Origin of the sequence: Veillonella parvula (assembly GCF_902810435.1) — a bacterium.
GTDB lineage: Bacteria > Bacillota > Negativicutes > Veillonellales > Veillonellaceae > Veillonella.
In genome coordinates this window covers 1,498,095-1,515,291 of record NZ_LR778174.1, presented here as the reverse complement: position 1 = coordinate 1,515,291, position 17,197 = coordinate 1,498,095, and the positions used below count along the sequence as shown (strand labels likewise).

Here is a 17,197-nt window from a genome sequence, read left to right as displayed (position 1 = left end):
GGAGTAAAACTATGGAAGCATTTCGTTTGTTAATAGTTACAGGTATGTCAGGTGCCGGCAAAACTCAAGTATTACAAGCTTTAGAAGATATGGGGTATTTATGTATTGATAATATTCCCCCTGTGTTGATTCCTAAATTAAGTGAAATTTGCCGACAAGGTGGAGAACGGACTAATCGCGTTGCTCTTGTTGTAGATATTCGGGGGGGCGAATTTTTTGAAGCTCTTTCTTCATCGTTAGATACATTAAAAGATATGAAGGTAGATTTTGAAATTGTATTTATGGATGCTACAGATGCGACTTTGATTCGTCGATATAAGGAAAGCCGACGAAGTCATCCATTGGCTCCTAATGGGCTGATTACAACAGGGCTAAAGAAGGAACGCCAAATTCTTAACTCTGTGCGCCATAAAGCAGATTTTATTATTGATACCACTAATATGAAAACAGCCAGCTTGAAAGAGTATTTAAAAACGCGCTTTGCTCAAGTTGATGAAGCTCATGGTATGGCTATTACTGTAGTGAGCTTTGGTTTTAAATATGGTATTCCTCTCGATGCAGATATGGTATGGGATGTTCGTTTTCTACCAAATCCATTTTATATTCCCGAGTTTCGTCATAAAACAGGTCGTGTAAAAGCAGTAAATGAATATATTCATTCCTTTGAAGTAACAGAGGAATTTAAAAGACGTTACTTTGATACTATGGATTTTCTTGTGCCAAATTATGAACAAGAAGGAAAATCTCAATTTATTGTGGCAGTAGGCTGTACAGGTGGTATGCATAGATCTGTAGCTATGGCAGAGGCTCTATATTCCCACTTGTTAGAAAAAGGATATCGTGTCACTGTTGAACACAGAGATATGATGAAAAATAATGTAGAAGAAGATTATAATCCTCATGAAATTATAACACTTGATAACTAGATAGGGGGGATTATGTTGCGAAAAGGATGGTTCCGGTGGCTAATTCCGGGTCTAAATATAAAACGTTGGCTTGCCCTATTTAGTTGTGGTGTAGGTCTTTTAATTATTGGCATTTCCTTGATGTTTAACTATCAATGGCTTGCGGTTCTTGAAGATATTGTACTTGCCTTTTCTTATAATATGACGGGCTTTTACAATTATAATGTACTCATTGCTGTAGGGGCTGTAGTACTATCGATTGGCGCTGTATTAATGCTCATCGGTACAAGTAAAGTTATAAAAACGATTATTCGTGCGGTACTACCTAATCCTGACAGCAAGGTATCGGATATTATCTTTCAAAATATCCGACTCGATAAGGGCCCTAAAATTGTAGTAATCGGTGGGGGTACAGGCTTATCAAATTTATTGCGTGGTTTGAAATCACATACATCAAACCTATCTGCGATTGTAACAGTTGCTGATGATGGAGGTTCTTCTGGCCGCTTGCGAGAAGATTTTCAAATGATAGCACCTGGTGATTTAAGAAACTGTTTAGTATCACTAGCTGAACAAGAAGGGGTAATGGAGAACTTATTCCGTTACCGCTTCGAAGGGGAAAATGAGCTTTCTGGACACAGCTTTGGTAATCTCTTTATCACTGCGCTTGCTCAAGTTTACGATGGAGATATTGAAGAAGCTCTTGAAGCGGCTAGTAAATTGTTGCGTGTCCGTGGTCGTGTAATTCCTTCCTCTACAGAGTTCATTAAATTGCGTGCAGAGATGACAGATGGCACTATTGTAGAAGGTGAAAGTAATATACCACACTCGGGTAAACGGATTTGTCATATCTATAGTGATCCAGCATTGCCTAAGCCAGAGGGGGCTGCATTACGTGCCATTGATGAAGCCGATGTGATTATTTTAGGTCCTGGTAGTTTATATACAAGCATTATCCCAAATTTACTAACTGATAAATTGGCCTCTCATGTACGTGCCAGTAAGGCTAATAAAATCTATATTGCTAATGTTATGACACAACCGGGTGAAACCACAGGCTACACATTAAATGACCATGTAGAGGCTTTAATTGCTCATGGCGGAGAAGGAATTATAGATACTGTTCTTGCCAATGATGGGCCGTTGCCAATTCAAATGGTTGAACAATATAGTGCTGTAGGATCTGAACCATTGGTATTAGATACTAAAAAGTTACAAGCCAAAGGAATCCGCACTATACGAGCTACCTTAATTAACCCTCAAAAACCAGCTGTTCACGATCCTGAACGGTTAGGTAAAGTTATTATGGATATCATTCATGCTATGCAATCTAACACTGAACCGCATATCTTAGAATATTATCTTCAACGAGATGATCATTAATGAGAAGGGATGCCCATGTCATTTGCAGAAGATGTAAAAAATGAATTATGCCAATATGAAGCCTCTAGTGATGCGGATGTGGCCATGAAAATTGAAGCGTCTTGCTTATTGCGTATGGGCGGATCCATCATTTTGGGGATGAAAGGTGCCGTTGGCATTCGTTTGGCTACGGCTAATAATGCAGTAGCTCGTCGTTTGCTTGGTATTTTGAAAAAGCAATACGAATTACCTACAAATGTTTTAGTACGACAAGGTTTAAACCTGCGTAAAAAAAATATGTATACGCTATCTGTAGAACCCTCTGTAGAGGGGAGACAGGCTCTAGAGGATCTTGCTTTATGGCCTGTGAGCGAACAAATCCCTCGTAGTTGGCTCAAATCAATGGAAGCGCGACGTGCCTTTTTAAGGGGAGCTTTTTTAGGGGGAGGCTCTGTTAATAAACCACAAAGTGATTACCATCTTGAGTTTATGACGGGGAATGAGACTTTTGCGAGGGAAATTATTCATGTATTACGGCTCTTTCACATTCACGCTGGTCTAACGGAGCGGAAGGACGAGTATGTAGTATATCTTAAAGAAGGGGATGCAGTAACAAATTGTTTGCAAATCATGGGTGCTCAATCGGCGCTTATGGAATTTGAAAATGTGCGGATTATGAAAACCGTACGGAATCAAATTAATCGTCAAGTCAACTGTGAGACGGCAAATTTACAGAAGGTTGTGGATGCAGCAGTTCGTCAGGTAAAAGCAATCCGTATTATTGATAGAGAAATCGGTATTGAAGAATTACCTGAAAAGTTGCGCGTCGTTGCAAGACTTCGGTGGGAGAATCCTGAAGCGAGTTTAAAAGAGCTTGAAGAGTTGATGGAGGGGGAACTATCTAAATCTGGAATTGGCCATCGACTAAAGAAGATTGAAGCATTAGCACTTACGTATGACCCGTTGGGGCTCGAAGAAGTATAGAGGTAATAATATATGTTTTCCTATAAATCAAGATATTGTGTAGCTGCGGCTATGGCTGCCATGGCTGCCCTTACAGGCCATGTAGAAGCTCGTGATATAGATTTACAATCAATTGGATATTTTCAGTTTTCTCCGTTGCCACCATCGTTGGTGTCTCAAACGGATACATTGCTCCTATCGGATAGTCCTGAATATGTAGGACCTGTAGGAGGTACGTTAAGTGCAGGTACAATTAATGGCAATGGTCGTATCTATTTCTATCATGTAAATGAAATGGATTTACCTCACAAGATTGCTATCGTCTTAGAAAACCAAACGGCTTATCCAACTTCAGTACATGTCATGAGACAATTAAAATCTGTAGCTACACCTGATTATTTTGCAGCAGGTCGTGATTTGTCTCGAAAGGATTTGGAGCAACCTCTTAATGAAAGCCCAGATGCAAGACCATTATATACTCTTAGCATCCCACCACAAGGGCGCCAATTAATCTTTAGTGACTTAGAAAATACACCGGTAAATCGAGATGCATTATTTACGGGTATTGTAGATATTAAAACAGAAGGGCCTATATTTGCGCGTGTCATGATGTTGCCTATGGGGATGGACCCTGTAGATGCATCACATTGGGTGAAAAACCTTCCTATTGATGAAATACAATTACGCGGTACTTATACTGGTGCTAAGCGTAATATGGAGGTTACTACACCATTCGATACCTCTTTAGGTGGTGCCTTTGTAGAAATTGGTAATGACCGAGAGGATACGTTTATCAATGGTGTAGACGAAATGCAAAATAAAGCATTTGTTCGTGACCGTGGTAACTACGGCGTATCGTATACGTTAAAAATTCCTACAAAGGGGAATGAACCGTTTAGGCTGTATTTTAACCCTCTTGGGGGACCTTATTCTGGTTCCTTTATGGTAAAAGCATTGCATCAACAAGGTGCTAGAAGGGGACAGACTGATACACGAACTTATCACATTGGTGGTGAAGATGGTATTTCCGCATTAGGGGAAGGTACTATATTAGATAGTCGTCTATTAGGGAATTATAATGCGGGCGATTTATTAACATTAAACTTTATGCCAGCCGGTGCATCGAATTTGCCAATTCGTTTCTTGTTAATTCCTGAATCTCTTGCAAATCCACAAAAACATCAAACTATTGCTGTTAATGTGCCGAAAGATGTTAAAGATATTTTAGGGCATCCAACTCAAGGGGGCACACAAATACCTGTAGGCCCTGTAGGTGGTAAAGATGGAGATAAAGGAGCAGTAGATACTAAAAAATCTACTATTGAAAGTCCAGCTAAGCGGGCAGAAACAATTGCTCATGAAGAAACTAAAAAGTTGAGCGATAAAGCTGTAGCAGATGTAAAAAAAGAAGCACAACTTAAAAAGGCAAAAGATGAGAAAGAAGCATTAGCTCGTAAAAAAGCTGAAGAGGCTCGACTAGCTGCAGAAAAAGCCGAAATGTTGCGAAAGGCTGCAGAAGCCAAGCATGCTGAAATTGAGCGCAAGATGGCTGATAAAGCCGAAGCAGAGCGTAAAGCAGAGGAAGCTCGCAAGGCGGAAGCGGCTCGTAAAGCTGAAATGGCACGTATCGAGGCAGCGAGAAAAGCGGAAGCAGATCGGCTAGAGGCGGCTCGTAAAGCAGAAGAAGCTCGACTAGCAGCGGAAGCAAAACGTCTTGAAGAAGAACGTAGAATTGAAGCTGCTCGTATTGAGGCCGCACGCAAAGCGGAGGAAGAAAGAAAAGCGGCCGAAGCTAAGGCACGCTTTGAAGCGCAAAGAGCAGCAGAAAAAGCTGCTTTAGAGGCCAAAAAGGCCGAAGAGGAACGCTTGGCTGCTGAGGCTAGAGCTCGTTTAGAAGCACAACGTAAAGCCGAGCAGGAAGCATTGGAAGCAAGACGTGCCGAAGAAGCTCGTAAAGCAGCAGAAGCGAAAGCTGCTTTAGAAGCACAACGTGTTGCTGAGCAAGCCGCTCTTGAAGCGAAGCGTCAAGAAGATGCTCGTAGAGCGGCAGAGGCTAAGGCTGCTTTGGAAGCACAACAAATGGAAGCAGCAAGAAAAGCAGAAGAGGCTCGTCGTGCGGAGGAAGCGCGTAGAGCAGAAGAAGATCGAATTGAAGCGGAACGTAAAGCTGAGGCCGCTCGCGTAGCAGCAGAAGCAAAACGAGCAGAGGACGCACGCAAAGCTGAAGCAGCTCGAATTGAAGCAGCGCGTAAAGCTGAACAAGCTCGTTTAGCAGCAGAAGCACGTAGAGCAGAAGAAGCTCGGAAAGCAGAAGCAGCTAGACTTGAGGCACAACGTAGAGCTGAACAGGAACGTCTTGAAGCTGCGCGCCGTGCAGAAGAAGCTCGAATTGTTGCAGAGGCTAAACGTGCTGAAGAAGCGCTTAGAGCCGAAGAAGCTCGCCGCATAGAAGAAGCAAGACGTGCCGAAGAGGCTCGTAAAGCAGAGGCGGCTCGTATAGTGGCGGAAGCTCGTAAGGCAGAGCAAGAGCGACTTGCTGCAGAACGAGCTGAAGCAGAACGTCAAGCCGCAGAGGCACGACGTATTGCTGAGGAACGATATAAAGCACAACTAGAAGCAGAGCGTAAAGCTGAAGCTGCTCGTCAACAAGCGTTGGCTCAAGCTGAAATCGAGCGTAAAGCAAAAGAGCGTGCTGAAGCTATTCAACGTGTCCGAGATCAACAAGAGAGTGCTCGTCGTCGTGCAGAACTTGCACGTCAACAACTTGAAGCCGAACGTAAGGCTGCTCAAGCATCTAAGAGGACTCCTTCCTTCAGTGAACTTGATGATATTCATGGGGATACATCAAATGTAACTATTCCAAATGCTGTATCCATTGATGAGTTGACAAAACCTAGACCGACTGCATCTCAAAATACACGTCGTCGTGAGCAACGTCAACCTCAATTGTCGCCAAATCAGCAAAATGTGCAGATAGATCCTGTAGCGAATGAGCCGCAACGAGACCAAATGCCGTATACTACACAAAATGAACAGCAAAATGATGAAGAAAATCCACCAAGATTATATCCACTAGGTTAAGGCCCTTAATTTCTAAAAAAGAAATTTAAGATTAAAATTTAAGATATAGTAGTGTCTTAATAGCTGTTTACATATAGAGAGGACAAGCAATTTTATATGCTTGTCCTCTTTTTAAAATCCATATGAATTTTGTGTTTTACATTGACTTTCAAAGGTGGATTCAGTACAATAAATAAAGAAAATGCATATATGGTACGAGAGACCATTGCATAATACAATACCTTTTAATTTAGTCCAGAGAGGCTGAGAAAGGAATATAGTTGAAGTGCCCATAGGGGCTTCTTTGTGCAAACTATTTGACCTTTTGCCCTGGGCAAAAGGTCTTTTTTGTTACGTGAGTTAGGAGGAAATCATGGGACAAGTTAGCCTAAAAGGCAAAGATTTATTGGGTTTGCAAAATGTGTCACCTGAAGAAATCAAATTGATTTTAGATGTGGCAAAGAAAATGAAGAAGATTGTTCTTTCTGATGACAAGAAGGTTCCACTTTTAAAGGGGAAATCCATTATTAACCTTTTTATGGAGCCAAGTACTCGTACCCGTAGTTCCTTTGAGTTAGCCGGCAAATACTTAGGGGCTGACGTGATCAATCTTTCTCCTAGTGGATCTTCCATGGGTAAAGGTGAAAGCTTCCGCGATACATTGTTAACTATGTCCTACATGGGCACAGATGCTATCGTAATGCGACACAGCGCAGAAGGTGCACCTTTATATGCTACGAAAGCCGTAGATCCTATTATCATTAACGCAGGCGATGGCGCTCATGAGCATCCAACACAAGCATTACTAGATATGTATTCTATCTTAGAGAAAAAGAAATCTATTGAAGGCCTAAAGGTGGTTATCCTTGGGGATATAATGCATAGTCGCGTAGCACGCTCCAACATTTATGGCCTTACAAAAATGGGGGCTGATGTACATCTAGCTGGTCCTCGTACAATGGTATATCCAGAATTTGAAAAATTAGGTGTTACCGTACACCATGATATTCGTGAAGCAGTGGCTGATGCAGATGTAGTTAACGTACTTCGCATTCAATTAGAACGCATTCATTCTGCATTGTATCCTACAAATAGAGAATATGCTCGTATCTTTGGTATTAACAATGATGTATTAAAATTAGCTAAAGATGATGTAATGGTAATGCATCCAGGTCCTATGAACCGCGGCCTTGAAATTGCACCAGATGTAGCATATTCTGATCAATCCGTAATTCAAGAACAGGTACGTAATGGCGTAGCTGTACGTATGGCTGTATTGTACTTAACTATTATCGGAGGTGACGGTAGTGAGCTTGCTTATTAAAAATGGTACGGTAGTTAATCCGGCAAAAAAACAAAACGAAGTAGCAGATGTTCTCGTAAAAGATGGTAAAATTGCAGCCATCGGTCAAAACTTGAGTGCTGAAGGTGCTGAAGTTTATGATGCAACAGGGCTTATCGTAGCACCTGGTCTTATCGATATTCACACACATTTGCGCGAACCAGGCCAAGAAGCTAAAGAAGATTTCCACTCTGGTACACAAGCGGCTGCTGCAGGTGGTTTCACACGTGTTGTCACTATGGCTAATACTAACCCAGTTGTAGATAATGCTGCACTTGTAAGAGGTTTACAAAAACAGGCTGAACTCACTGGCGTTGTGAAAGTAGAATTTATTGGCGCTGTATCAAAAGGCCTAGAAGGTAAGGAACTTGCTGAAATGGGCGATATGGCAGAAGCTGGTGTAGTAGCATTCTCCGATGATGGTCACTATGTAGAAAATGCTGCATTTATGCGTCGTGCCTTAGAATACTCCTCCATGTTTAATAAAATGGTTATCGACCATGCAGAAGATATTACATTGACTAAAAATGGCCATATGCATGAAGGTATTGTTTCTTATGAATTAGGTGTTATTGGTCGTCCTGCAGTAGCTGAAGATTTGGCTGTTGCTCGTGATATCTTGTTATCTGAAATGACAGGTGGTCATATCCATATCGCCCACGTAAGTAGTAAAAATACTGTAGATATGGTGCGCCGTGCGAAGGCTAAAGGCCTTAATGTAACATGTGAAGTTACAAGCCAACATTTATCTTTCACAGATGAATACCTACGCGAATATAACCCAGCATTCAAAATGGCTCCTCCAATTCGCTCTGAAGATCATCGTCAAGCATTATTAGAAGGCTTGAAAGATGGTACAATCGATGCGATTATTACAGACCATGCACCACATGCATATGAAGAAAAAGACCATGAATTCTGCTGTGCACCAAATGGTTTCAGTGGCCTCGAAACATCTTTGGCGGCGGTTATTACTAATGCATATGGTCCTGATAAACTAAGCATCGATCAAGTTGTGTACTATATGAGTACTCGACCAGCTGAGTTGATGCACCTTGATGCAGGTGTTCTTGAAGTTGGCAAGCCAGCAGATATTACCGTATTCTCCACGACTGAAGAATGGACAGTAGATCGAAATAAATTCTATACAAAAGGTAAAGTTAGCCCATTTGATGGTATGACTGTTACAGGTAAAGCTAAACTCACAGTAGTTGATGGCAAAATTGTTATGAAGGAGGGCGTAGTCTTATAATGAAAGGCAAGTTAGTTCTTGAAGATGGTTCCGTGTTTGAAGGTTCCTTATTAGGTGGCGCCCCAACGGTAGGCGAAGTTGTATTTAACACAGGTATGACAGGGTATCAAGAAATCTTGACTGATCCATCCTATGCGGATCAAATTATTACATTAACCTATCCTTTAATTGGTAATTATGGTACTTTAAATTCTATTACTCAAGGTCCTAAACCATATTGTAAAGGTTTTATTGTAGGTGAACTGTGTGACTTTCCATCTAACTGGCAAAATGAAGGCCTATTTAGTGAGTATCTTCGTTTGCACGGCATCCCTTGCCTTTATGATGTAGATACACGTGCAATTACACGTGTTCTTCGTAACCATGGTGTAATGAAGGGCGTACTAGTACGCTCTGATTACCCTATGGAGGATATTCAAAAATTGTTTAAACAAGACTTGCCAACAGATCAAGTTATGCGTGTAACTACAAAATGGCAAGGTATGCGTGGAGATAAAAATGCTGAATTCCACGTAGCGGTAATGGATTATGGTGTAAAGGAAAATATCCTTCGCTCTCTAGAAGCTGCAGGCTGTCGTCTTACTGTATTTCCTGCAGATGCTAAGGCCGAAGATGTGTTGGCAGCAAATCCAGATGGTATCTTTTTATCTAATGGCCCTGGAGACCCTCAAGATCTTGGCTATGCAGTAGAAGAAGTAAAGAAGATGTTTGGTAAGAAACCAATCTTTGGCATCTGTATGGGGCATCAAGTATTGGCACAAGCCTATGGTGGGACTACATTCAAATTGAAATTTGGTCACCGTGGTTCTAACCATCCTGTACAAGATTTACGTACTGGTCGGGTATATATTACATCTCAAAATCATGGCTATGCGGTAGATGATACTTCTTTGCCAGCTTTTGTAGAAATTACACATCGTAGTGTAAATGATGGAACCGTAGAAGGTATGCGTCATAAAGAATTGCCAATCTTCTCCGTACAATACCATCCAGAAGCATCCCCAGGACCTACTGATAACCTATATTTATTTGACGAATTTGAAGACTTAATGAGAAAGGGAAAATAATATGACCTCAGAAGCAAAAAAAGTACTTGTAATTGGTTCTGGTCCAATTATTATCGGCCAAGCTGCAGAGTTTGACTATGCTGGCACACAAGCATGCCGTTCCCTTCGAGAAGAGGGTTATAAAGTAGTATTGGTTAACTCTAACCCTGCTACTATTATGACTGATACAGATATTGCAGACCGCGTATATGTAGAACCGATTAGTCTTGAATTCGTAACAGAAGTAATTAAAAAAGAACGCCCTTGGGGCTTGTTGGCTACATTAGGTGGTCAAGTAGGCCTTAATATGGCCGTACAATTGTCTGAAGCTGGCGTATTAGAAGAATATGGTGTAAAACTTCTTGGTACAACTCTTGAAGCTATTAAACAAGCCGAAGACCGTGAACTCTTCAAAGAAGCGATGAAGGAAATTAATCAACCAGTTCCTGAATCCGATATCTTTAACGATCTTGAAGAAGCAGTAACCTTTGCTAATCGCATTGGGTATCCTATTATCATCCGCCCTGCATACACGTTAGGCGGTACAGGTGGCGGTATTGCCCATAACGAAGATGAAATGTATGAAATCACACGTCGTGGTTTGAAACTTTCACCAATTCACCAAATTCTAGCAGAACGTTCCGTTGCAGGCTGGAAAGAAATTGAATACGAAGTAATGCGCGATAGTGCAGATAATTGCATCATCGTATGTAACATGGAGAATATTGACCCTGTTGGTGTGCATACTGGGGACTCTATCGTTGTGGCACCAAGCCAAACCTTGAATGATATTCAATACCAAATGCTGCGTACCGCATCCGTTGAGATTATCCGTTATTTAAAAATCGAAGGTGGTTGTAACGTACAATACGCTTTGAATCCAAATAGCAACGAATATATTGTTATCGAAGTAAACCCTCGCGTATCTCGTTCCTCTGCATTGGCATCTAAAGCAACAGGTTATCCAATTGCGAAGGTAGCCGCAAAAATTGCAGTAGGCATGACATTGGATCAAATTACAAATGCTGTAACAGGCGAAACAAAAGCATGCTTCGAGCCTACACTCGACTATGTAGTAACGAAGTTCCCACGTTGGCCATTTGAAAAATTCAATTTGGCGGACCGCACATTGGGCACTCAAATGAAGGCTACTGGCGAAGTTATGGCTATCGACCGCTCTTTAGAAGGGTCTTTGTTAAAAGCAATTCGTTCCTTGGAGATCGGTTTAGACCATATTGAGCTTAAGAAAATCGCCCATGAATCCATGGAACAGCTTATCGAACGTTTACACTTAGTAGATGATGAACGTATCTATGTTGTGGCAGAAGCTCTTCGCAAGGGGATTAGTGTAGAAAAAATCCACTATATTACAAAAATTGATACATTCTTTATTGAAAAAATCAAAAACATTGTTAATGTAGAAAAAGCATTGGCTGAACAGGGCTTAACAGAAGATGTATTGCGCAAAGCAAAACGCTATTCCTTCACCGATTCTGTTATTGCTCGCTATGCTAATACAACTGTAGAAGAAGTTCGCGCAAAACGTAAAGAATGGAACATTCTACCAACATATAAATACGTAGATACATGTGCGGCAGAATTTGAATCTAAAACGCCGTACTATTATAGTGCCTATGCGCAAGAAGATGAAGTTAAACCACTAGGTGAAAAATCTGTAGTAGTACTTGGTTCTGGGCCAATTCGCATTGGTCAAGGCGTAGAGTTTGACTATTGTTCCGTACACTCATCTTGGGCACTCCGTAAAGCGGGTTACCAATCCATTATGATTAATAACAACCCAGAAACAGTTTCTACAGACTTTGATATTTCTGATTCTTTATACTTTGAGCCATTGACTGTGGACGATGTTATGGAAATCATTGATAAAGAACAGCCAGTTGGCGTTATCGCTCAATTCGGTGGACAAACAGCGATTAACTTGGCAGGCCCATTGGCTAAGCGCGGTGTAAAAATTCTTGGTACATCCGTGGATAGCATCGATATGGCAGAAGACCGTGAACGCTTTGATGAATTGTTGGCGAAACTTGGCATTCCTCGTCCAGTAGGTGCTCTGGTAACCTCTGATGAAGAAGCACAAGAAGCAGCTAAAAAGTTAAAATACCCATTAATCGTTCGTCCTTCCTATGTATTGGGGGGGCGTGCGATGGAAATCGTATACAATGATAAAGAGCTTGATGTATACATGAAGGAAGCCGTAGTAGCATCTAAGGAGCATCCTGTTCTTATCGACCGTTACATGGTTGGTATGGAGGTAGAGGTTGATGCTATTTCCGACGGTACTGATGTATGTATCCCTGGTATTATGGAACAAATCGAACGTGCCGGTGTTCACTCTGGTGACTCCATGGCCGTTTACCCAGCTCAACACTTGAGTCAAGAATTGATTGATCAAATTGTTGACTATACACGTCGTATTGCAGTAGGTCTTAATGTTAAAGGTGTGCTTAACATTCAATACATCGTGGCTGATGGTGAACTTAATGTAATCGAAGTTAACCCTCGTTCTAGCCGTACCGTGCCATTCATTTCTAAGGTAACAGGTATTAACATGGTGGAATGTGCAACACGCATTGCGCTTGGTGAAAGCTTAATAGATTTGGGCTTGCCACTTGGTCTTGTACCTAATAAACCTTATGTAGCTGTAAAAGCACCTGTATTCTCCTTCTCCAAAATGGGGCTTGTGGAAATCGCCCTTGGACCTGAAATGAAATCTACTGGCGAAGTTATGGGGATTGGTCGTACATATTCTGAAGCTTTATTCAAAGCTATCAATGGTGCAAACATGCGTATTCCAGAGGATGGTACAATTCTCATGACAGTAGCAGACCGTGATAAAGCAGAAGCTTGTGAACTTGCAAAAGGGTTCATCGATCTTGGTTATCATATTGAAGCAACTGGTGGTACAGGTAAATACTTTATCGAACACGGTGTTGATTGTAAGGTGGTTAATAAAATCTCTGAAGGGGATGACAACTGTGCTGACCACATTCGTCAAGACAAGGTCGATCTTGTACTTAATACATTGACTGCAGGTAAACGTCCTGAACGCGAAGGCTTCCAATTACGTCGTCTCGCTGTAGAAATGGGTACACCTTGCTTAACAAGTCTTGATACAGCACGGGAAGTATTGCGTGTTGTGGCGAATCGTAAAGATGATGCTAACTACTCTGTAGAAGCGTTACAAGATTTTGAATTGGAGTAATAACCATGAGTGGCTATGTAGAACAGGGCGAAGTCGTTCGCAATGAGCAAATAGGCTCTGATGTGTGGATTATGGATATTCACGCACCAAAACAAGCAGTAGAAGCAAAGGTAGGACAGTTTTGTAATGTTCGCGTAGCGGACTCTACGGCGCCATTATTGCGCCGCCCTATTAGCTATGCTGGATTTGATGCCCGAAAGGGTACGATTACCCTTTTGTATCGCGTCGTAGGTAAGGGGACTGAGATTATGACACATCTCGTACCTGGCGATACATTAGATTGTTTAGGCCCTTTGGGCGAACCGTTTGTAACATCTAATAATATGCTTCTCATTGGCGGTGGCGTTGGTATTGCACCGATGCTATGTATCGCATCTCATTTGAAAGAAGGTGAAGAAGCACAAGTTATTTTGGGCTTTAGAAATGAAAGCGAAACCTTCTGGGCAGATTTATTTAAAGATACACCTGTTCAAGTCCACATCACTACTGATGATGGTAGTGTGGGCACAAAAGGTTTCCCTACGGCTATTATGCCTGACCTAATTAATGCTAATTCCTTTACTTCTGTCATGACTTGTGGTCCTACGCCGATGATGAAAGGCGTAGCTCAAGTGGCTAAAGAACTGAATGTGCCTTGCCAAGTTTCTCTTGAGGAGCGTATGGGCTGTGGTACTGGAGGTTGTTTAGGCTGTGCTTGTGATGGTGCAGAAGGTAAACGCTATAAGGTTTGTAAGGATGGTCCGGTATTCCCAGCTGAGGAGGTGTTCTTTTAATGAGTGAACGCGATTTAAATAACACCGTTACGCCAAATCCAAAGTTAGCCATCAACTATTGCGGTATTAAGATGAAAAATCCTATTATCGCTGCGTCTGGTACCTTTGGTAATGGTCCTGAATATGCAGGTTACTTAGATTTAAGTAACGAAGTGGGGGCTATTTCTGTAAAAGGCTTAACGCCAAAAGGCCGTCATGGTAATCCTGGAACACGTATTGCAGAAACTCCATCTGGCGTATTGAACTGTATTGGCCTTGAAAATCCTGGGGCTGAACATTTTGTTAGAGAAATTCTACCAGAACTTAAGAAATATGATGTACCATTGCTGGCGAATATGTCTGCTGGTACGATAGATGAATTTGCATGGATGGCAGAGACATTGTCTGTAGATGGCATTGCAGGCTTAGAAGTCAACGTATCTTGCCCAAATGTAGAATGCGAAGGCATGGCATTTGGTATAGATCCAAAGGTAGTAGAACAGGTAACAAAAGCGGTTCGTAAAGTAACAGATAAGCCCGTTATTGTAAAACTTTCACCAAATGTAACAGACATTGTAGAAATCGCAAAGGCTGTTGAGGCCGGTGGTGGCAATGGAGTAAGTCTCATTAATACCTTGTTGGGCATGGCTATAGATATTCACCGTCGTAAACCTGTATTGGGGAATATTTATGGTGGATTATCTGGCCCAGCCGTAAAGCCCGTGGCTCTTCGCATGGTTCATCAAGTTTATAAAGGGGTAACTATTCCTATTATTGGTCTTGGTGGTATCATGACTGGCACAGATGCTATCGAATTTATGATGGCAGGGGCGCAAGCTGTTCAAGTTGGTACAGCTACGATGGTAGATCCAACAGCAATTTCACGTATTGCCCGTGAAATGAGCGAATATGTAGAACAACATAATCTTAACAGCATCACTGATATTGTAGGTGCTGTTCATCAAGCTTAACACAATCTTATCTACGGTGAACTTAAGCAACCATAAGCTTTGCCGTAATGTAAAATCTGATACAAAAAGACCTAGTACAAATTGTACTAGGTCTTTTCTTATGTATTGTATTGGCATCTATAATCAAATAGGTACCAATCATATGAGCTGTTAATGTCATATTATGGTAATAGTATGTACAAATATGATTATACATAGGCTTTGTAAAAGTCAATAAATTGCTGTGCTACTGGGGAAAGTGCATGGCCTTTAAGTGTGATAAAAGCTTTTTTGAAATCTCCCGAGAATTCTGGCAATTTGATGCGAGCCATTTTGCGATGATTAATAAGTTCCTTAGCGTCCATTGGGACTAAAGAAACTGTACGACCAGAAGAGGCCCACTCAATAGCTGAGCTTTTTGTTGTAGTTATAGCTACTGCATTAAGTTGCTCCATATCTGTTAAGCTAGACTGCATAATCATTCGAACAGAGCCACCAGAAAGGGATAGAGGACATTTTTTTATGTCTTCCCACGTGATGGTATCATGCTCACGATCTGTCCAGAATACATCACGACGGAAAATAGCGTATAAATGCTCTTCTTGGGTAAGCAGGATATCGAATTTATCGACATCTACCATTTGAATATTGGCGATACCTAATTCGGCGCTACCATTGATGAGTTGGGTCACTACATTTGTCATAAGTCCTTCATAAATTTCAAAATGGACAGATGGATATTTCATGGAAAAAGCTGGTAAATATTGCTGTACGATTGGCGTTGAACGAGATGCAGACGTCGCAATACGTAAAGTACCTTCAATGCGTGAATTCAATTGTTGTACAGCATTATATGTAGATTCTTCAATAGAGCAGAGTTGTTGCGCTTTTTCGTAGAAGATTTTACCAGCATCTGTTAATTGTAAGTTTGATCCTCGTTGGCCGCGTTTAATGTTGATTAATTGAGCCCCAAATTCAGCCTCTAAATATTTCAACTGCTTACTTAACGCTGGTTGTGTAATATGAAGAATCTCTGCGGCCTGTGTCATATTGCCCGTTTGAACAAGGGTAATAAAATTGTGGTAGTAAGATGTATCCATAGAATCTCCCTATTATACACATAATATGATAAATAAAAATTATAACGAACTAAGTAACGGTCATTTCACATTTAATAAAATGCTATATATACTAAATTCAACAAAGTAATAGAAAGTAAATTGAGTTTTAAATTATCTTTCTATACTTATCACAAATTTTGATATACAACAAGAGTTAAGAAAGCAGGTACTACTATGGGCGTGGTAAAAAGAACCTTAGGTCAAGCAATTCGTAATTGGGAAGCACGTAGATTAATGACGGCTCGTAATAAAATTAGCCGGAAAAAACAATTAGAACGAGTATGGCCTTATCCTATGACTAAGGAAAAACGTCGTGAACTCGGTCAAGGCATAGCCGGTTTAGTTAATAACGGCAATTAAAAGTTTGGAATCTACTAACTAGATGATTTATCTAGTGGTAGTACCACCTCAATAGAATCTAATACAGTACAAGTAGCAGCTCCATGGCTTATGTCTTGGAGCTCTTTTTGTATGTGCTCTACATCAGTAGGTGGTATTAGAATTGTAATGTCTACATATTCACCAAAGCTTGCTTCATAATGTAATTTTTCGTCCTGGACATATCTTTCTACTGCTCCATACAGCGAATAGTCAATCTTTGCTTGTAGTCGGGTTCGTGTTGTATGTAGTTCTTTAGGCGCAAGACGTAAGGTTTCCGCAACAGAGTGTGAATAGGCCCGAATCAAGCCACCAGCGCCCAATTTAATACCTCCAAAATAACGCGTTACGACGACGGCTACATTGGTAATGCCAGTCTTTTTGAGTACTTCTAGCATTGGTTTACCTGCTGTACCTGATGGTTCTCCATTATCGGAAGATCGTTGTTGTTCTTGCTGTGGTCCTAATGCATAGGCTGTGCAGTTATGACGTGCATCCCAGAATTCTTTATTGATGCGGCTTATAAAGGTTTGGGCTTCCTCTTCAGTCTTGCAAGGATATACAGTTGTTATAAACCGTGATTTTTCAACAACATATTCATGGCGAAATTCTTTTGCTAGAGAAATAAATTCCACCGTAGGGCTTACTGATTCAGACATATATTCACCTCCTTTGGAATCAAAGCTTATGTTTATTCATCATCACTTTATTATAATCTATTTATGAAGGCTATGTATAGGTAAAAGCGGTTAATTCCCTTATAAAAAAGAAATAACCCTCTATATTTGGTAGGATATTGACGTAATGAGAATTTATGTTATCATTAAATATAGATATATGAGT

At 41.0% G+C, this 17,197-nt stretch carries 13 protein-coding genes; 11 read left to right on the top strand and 2 right to left on the bottom strand.

Annotation, left to right across the window (positions count from 1 at the left end; genetic code table 11):
• Positions 1-11: 11 nt before the first annotated feature.
• The 10 genes from rapZ to FNLLGLLA_RS06835 all read left to right on the top strand — a co-directional run bounded on the left by rapZ (position 12) and on the right by FNLLGLLA_RS06835 (position 14,876).
• Positions 12-926 (top strand): RNase adapter RapZ, encoded by a 915-nt coding sequence (gene rapZ / locus FNLLGLLA_RS06880; RefSeq protein ID WP_174892342.1) that lies wholly within the window; start codon positions 12-14, stop codon positions 924-926.
• A gap of 12 nt (positions 927-938) precedes the next feature.
• Positions 939-2,288: a gluconeogenesis factor YvcK family protein gene (locus FNLLGLLA_RS06875; protein WP_174892341.1), complete on the top strand. Its 1,350-nt coding sequence runs from the start codon at positions 939-941 to the stop codon at positions 2,286-2,288.
• A gap of 15 nt (positions 2,289-2,303) precedes the next feature.
• Positions 2,304-3,251: a DNA-binding protein WhiA gene (gene whiA, locus FNLLGLLA_RS06870; RefSeq protein ID WP_174892340.1), complete on the top strand. Its 948-nt coding sequence runs from the start codon at positions 2,304-2,306 to the stop codon at positions 3,249-3,251.
• 12 nt (positions 3,252-3,263) lie between these two features.
• Positions 3,264-6,311 (top strand): ATPase, encoded by a 3,048-nt coding sequence (locus tag FNLLGLLA_RS06865; protein ID WP_174892339.1) that lies wholly within the window; start codon positions 3,264-3,266, stop codon positions 6,309-6,311.
• 352 nt (positions 6,312-6,663) lie between these two features.
• Positions 6,664-7,614, top strand: coding sequence for an aspartate carbamoyltransferase catalytic subunit (locus tag FNLLGLLA_RS06860; protein WP_004695535.1), 951 nt, complete (start codon positions 6,664-6,666; stop codon positions 7,612-7,614).
• Entirely contained in the window at positions 7,598-8,884 is a 1,287-nt protein-coding gene (locus tag FNLLGLLA_RS06855) for a dihydroorotase (RefSeq protein ID WP_004695537.1), read from the top strand. The genes FNLLGLLA_RS06860 and FNLLGLLA_RS06855 overlap by 17 nt, the downstream gene beginning before the upstream one ends.
• Positions 8,884-9,951 (top strand): glutamine-hydrolyzing carbamoyl-phosphate synthase small subunit, encoded by a 1,068-nt coding sequence (gene carA, locus FNLLGLLA_RS06850; RefSeq protein ID WP_004695539.1) that lies wholly within the window; start codon positions 8,884-8,886, stop codon positions 9,949-9,951. Before FNLLGLLA_RS06855 ends, carA begins: the two co-directional genes overlap by 1 nt.
• A gap of 1 nt (position 9,952) precedes the next feature.
• Positions 9,953-13,153 carry a carbamoyl-phosphate synthase large subunit gene (gene carB, locus FNLLGLLA_RS06845; RefSeq protein ID WP_004698494.1) on the top strand — a complete coding sequence of 1,067 codons (3,201 nt, stop codon included), beginning with the start codon at positions 9,953-9,955 and terminating at the stop codon, positions 13,151-13,153.
• 5 nt (positions 13,154-13,158) lie between these two features.
• Positions 13,159-13,926: a dihydroorotate dehydrogenase electron transfer subunit gene (locus tag FNLLGLLA_RS06840; protein ID WP_004698480.1), complete on the top strand. Its 768-nt coding sequence runs from the start codon at positions 13,159-13,161 to the stop codon at positions 13,924-13,926.
• Positions 13,926-14,876: a dihydroorotate dehydrogenase gene (locus FNLLGLLA_RS06835; RefSeq protein ID WP_174892338.1), complete on the top strand. Its 951-nt coding sequence runs from the start codon at positions 13,926-13,928 to the stop codon at positions 14,874-14,876. The genes FNLLGLLA_RS06840 and FNLLGLLA_RS06835 overlap by 1 nt, the downstream gene beginning before the upstream one ends.
• A 188-nt stretch (positions 14,877-15,064) precedes the next feature.
• Here the strand turns inward: FNLLGLLA_RS06835 and FNLLGLLA_RS06830 are convergent, their stop codons facing one another.
• Positions 15,065-15,955, bottom strand: coding sequence for a LysR family transcriptional regulator (locus FNLLGLLA_RS06830; protein ID WP_012864095.1), 891 nt, complete (start codon positions 15,953-15,955; stop codon positions 15,065-15,067).
• A gap of 195 nt (positions 15,956-16,150) precedes the next feature.
• Here FNLLGLLA_RS06830 and FNLLGLLA_RS06825 point away from each other — a divergent pair, with 195 nt between their 5' ends.
• Entirely contained in the window at positions 16,151-16,336 is a 186-nt protein-coding gene (locus tag FNLLGLLA_RS06825) for a hypothetical protein (protein WP_004695548.1), read from the top strand.
• A 14-nt stretch (positions 16,337-16,350) separates the two neighbouring features.
• Here the strand turns inward: FNLLGLLA_RS06825 and FNLLGLLA_RS06820 are convergent, their stop codons facing one another.
• A complete protein-coding gene (locus FNLLGLLA_RS06820; RefSeq protein WP_174892337.1) occupies positions 16,351-17,013 on the bottom strand; it encodes a YigZ family protein in 663 nt (220 codons plus the stop codon).
• Between the last annotated feature and the right edge of the window lie 184 nt (positions 17,014-17,197).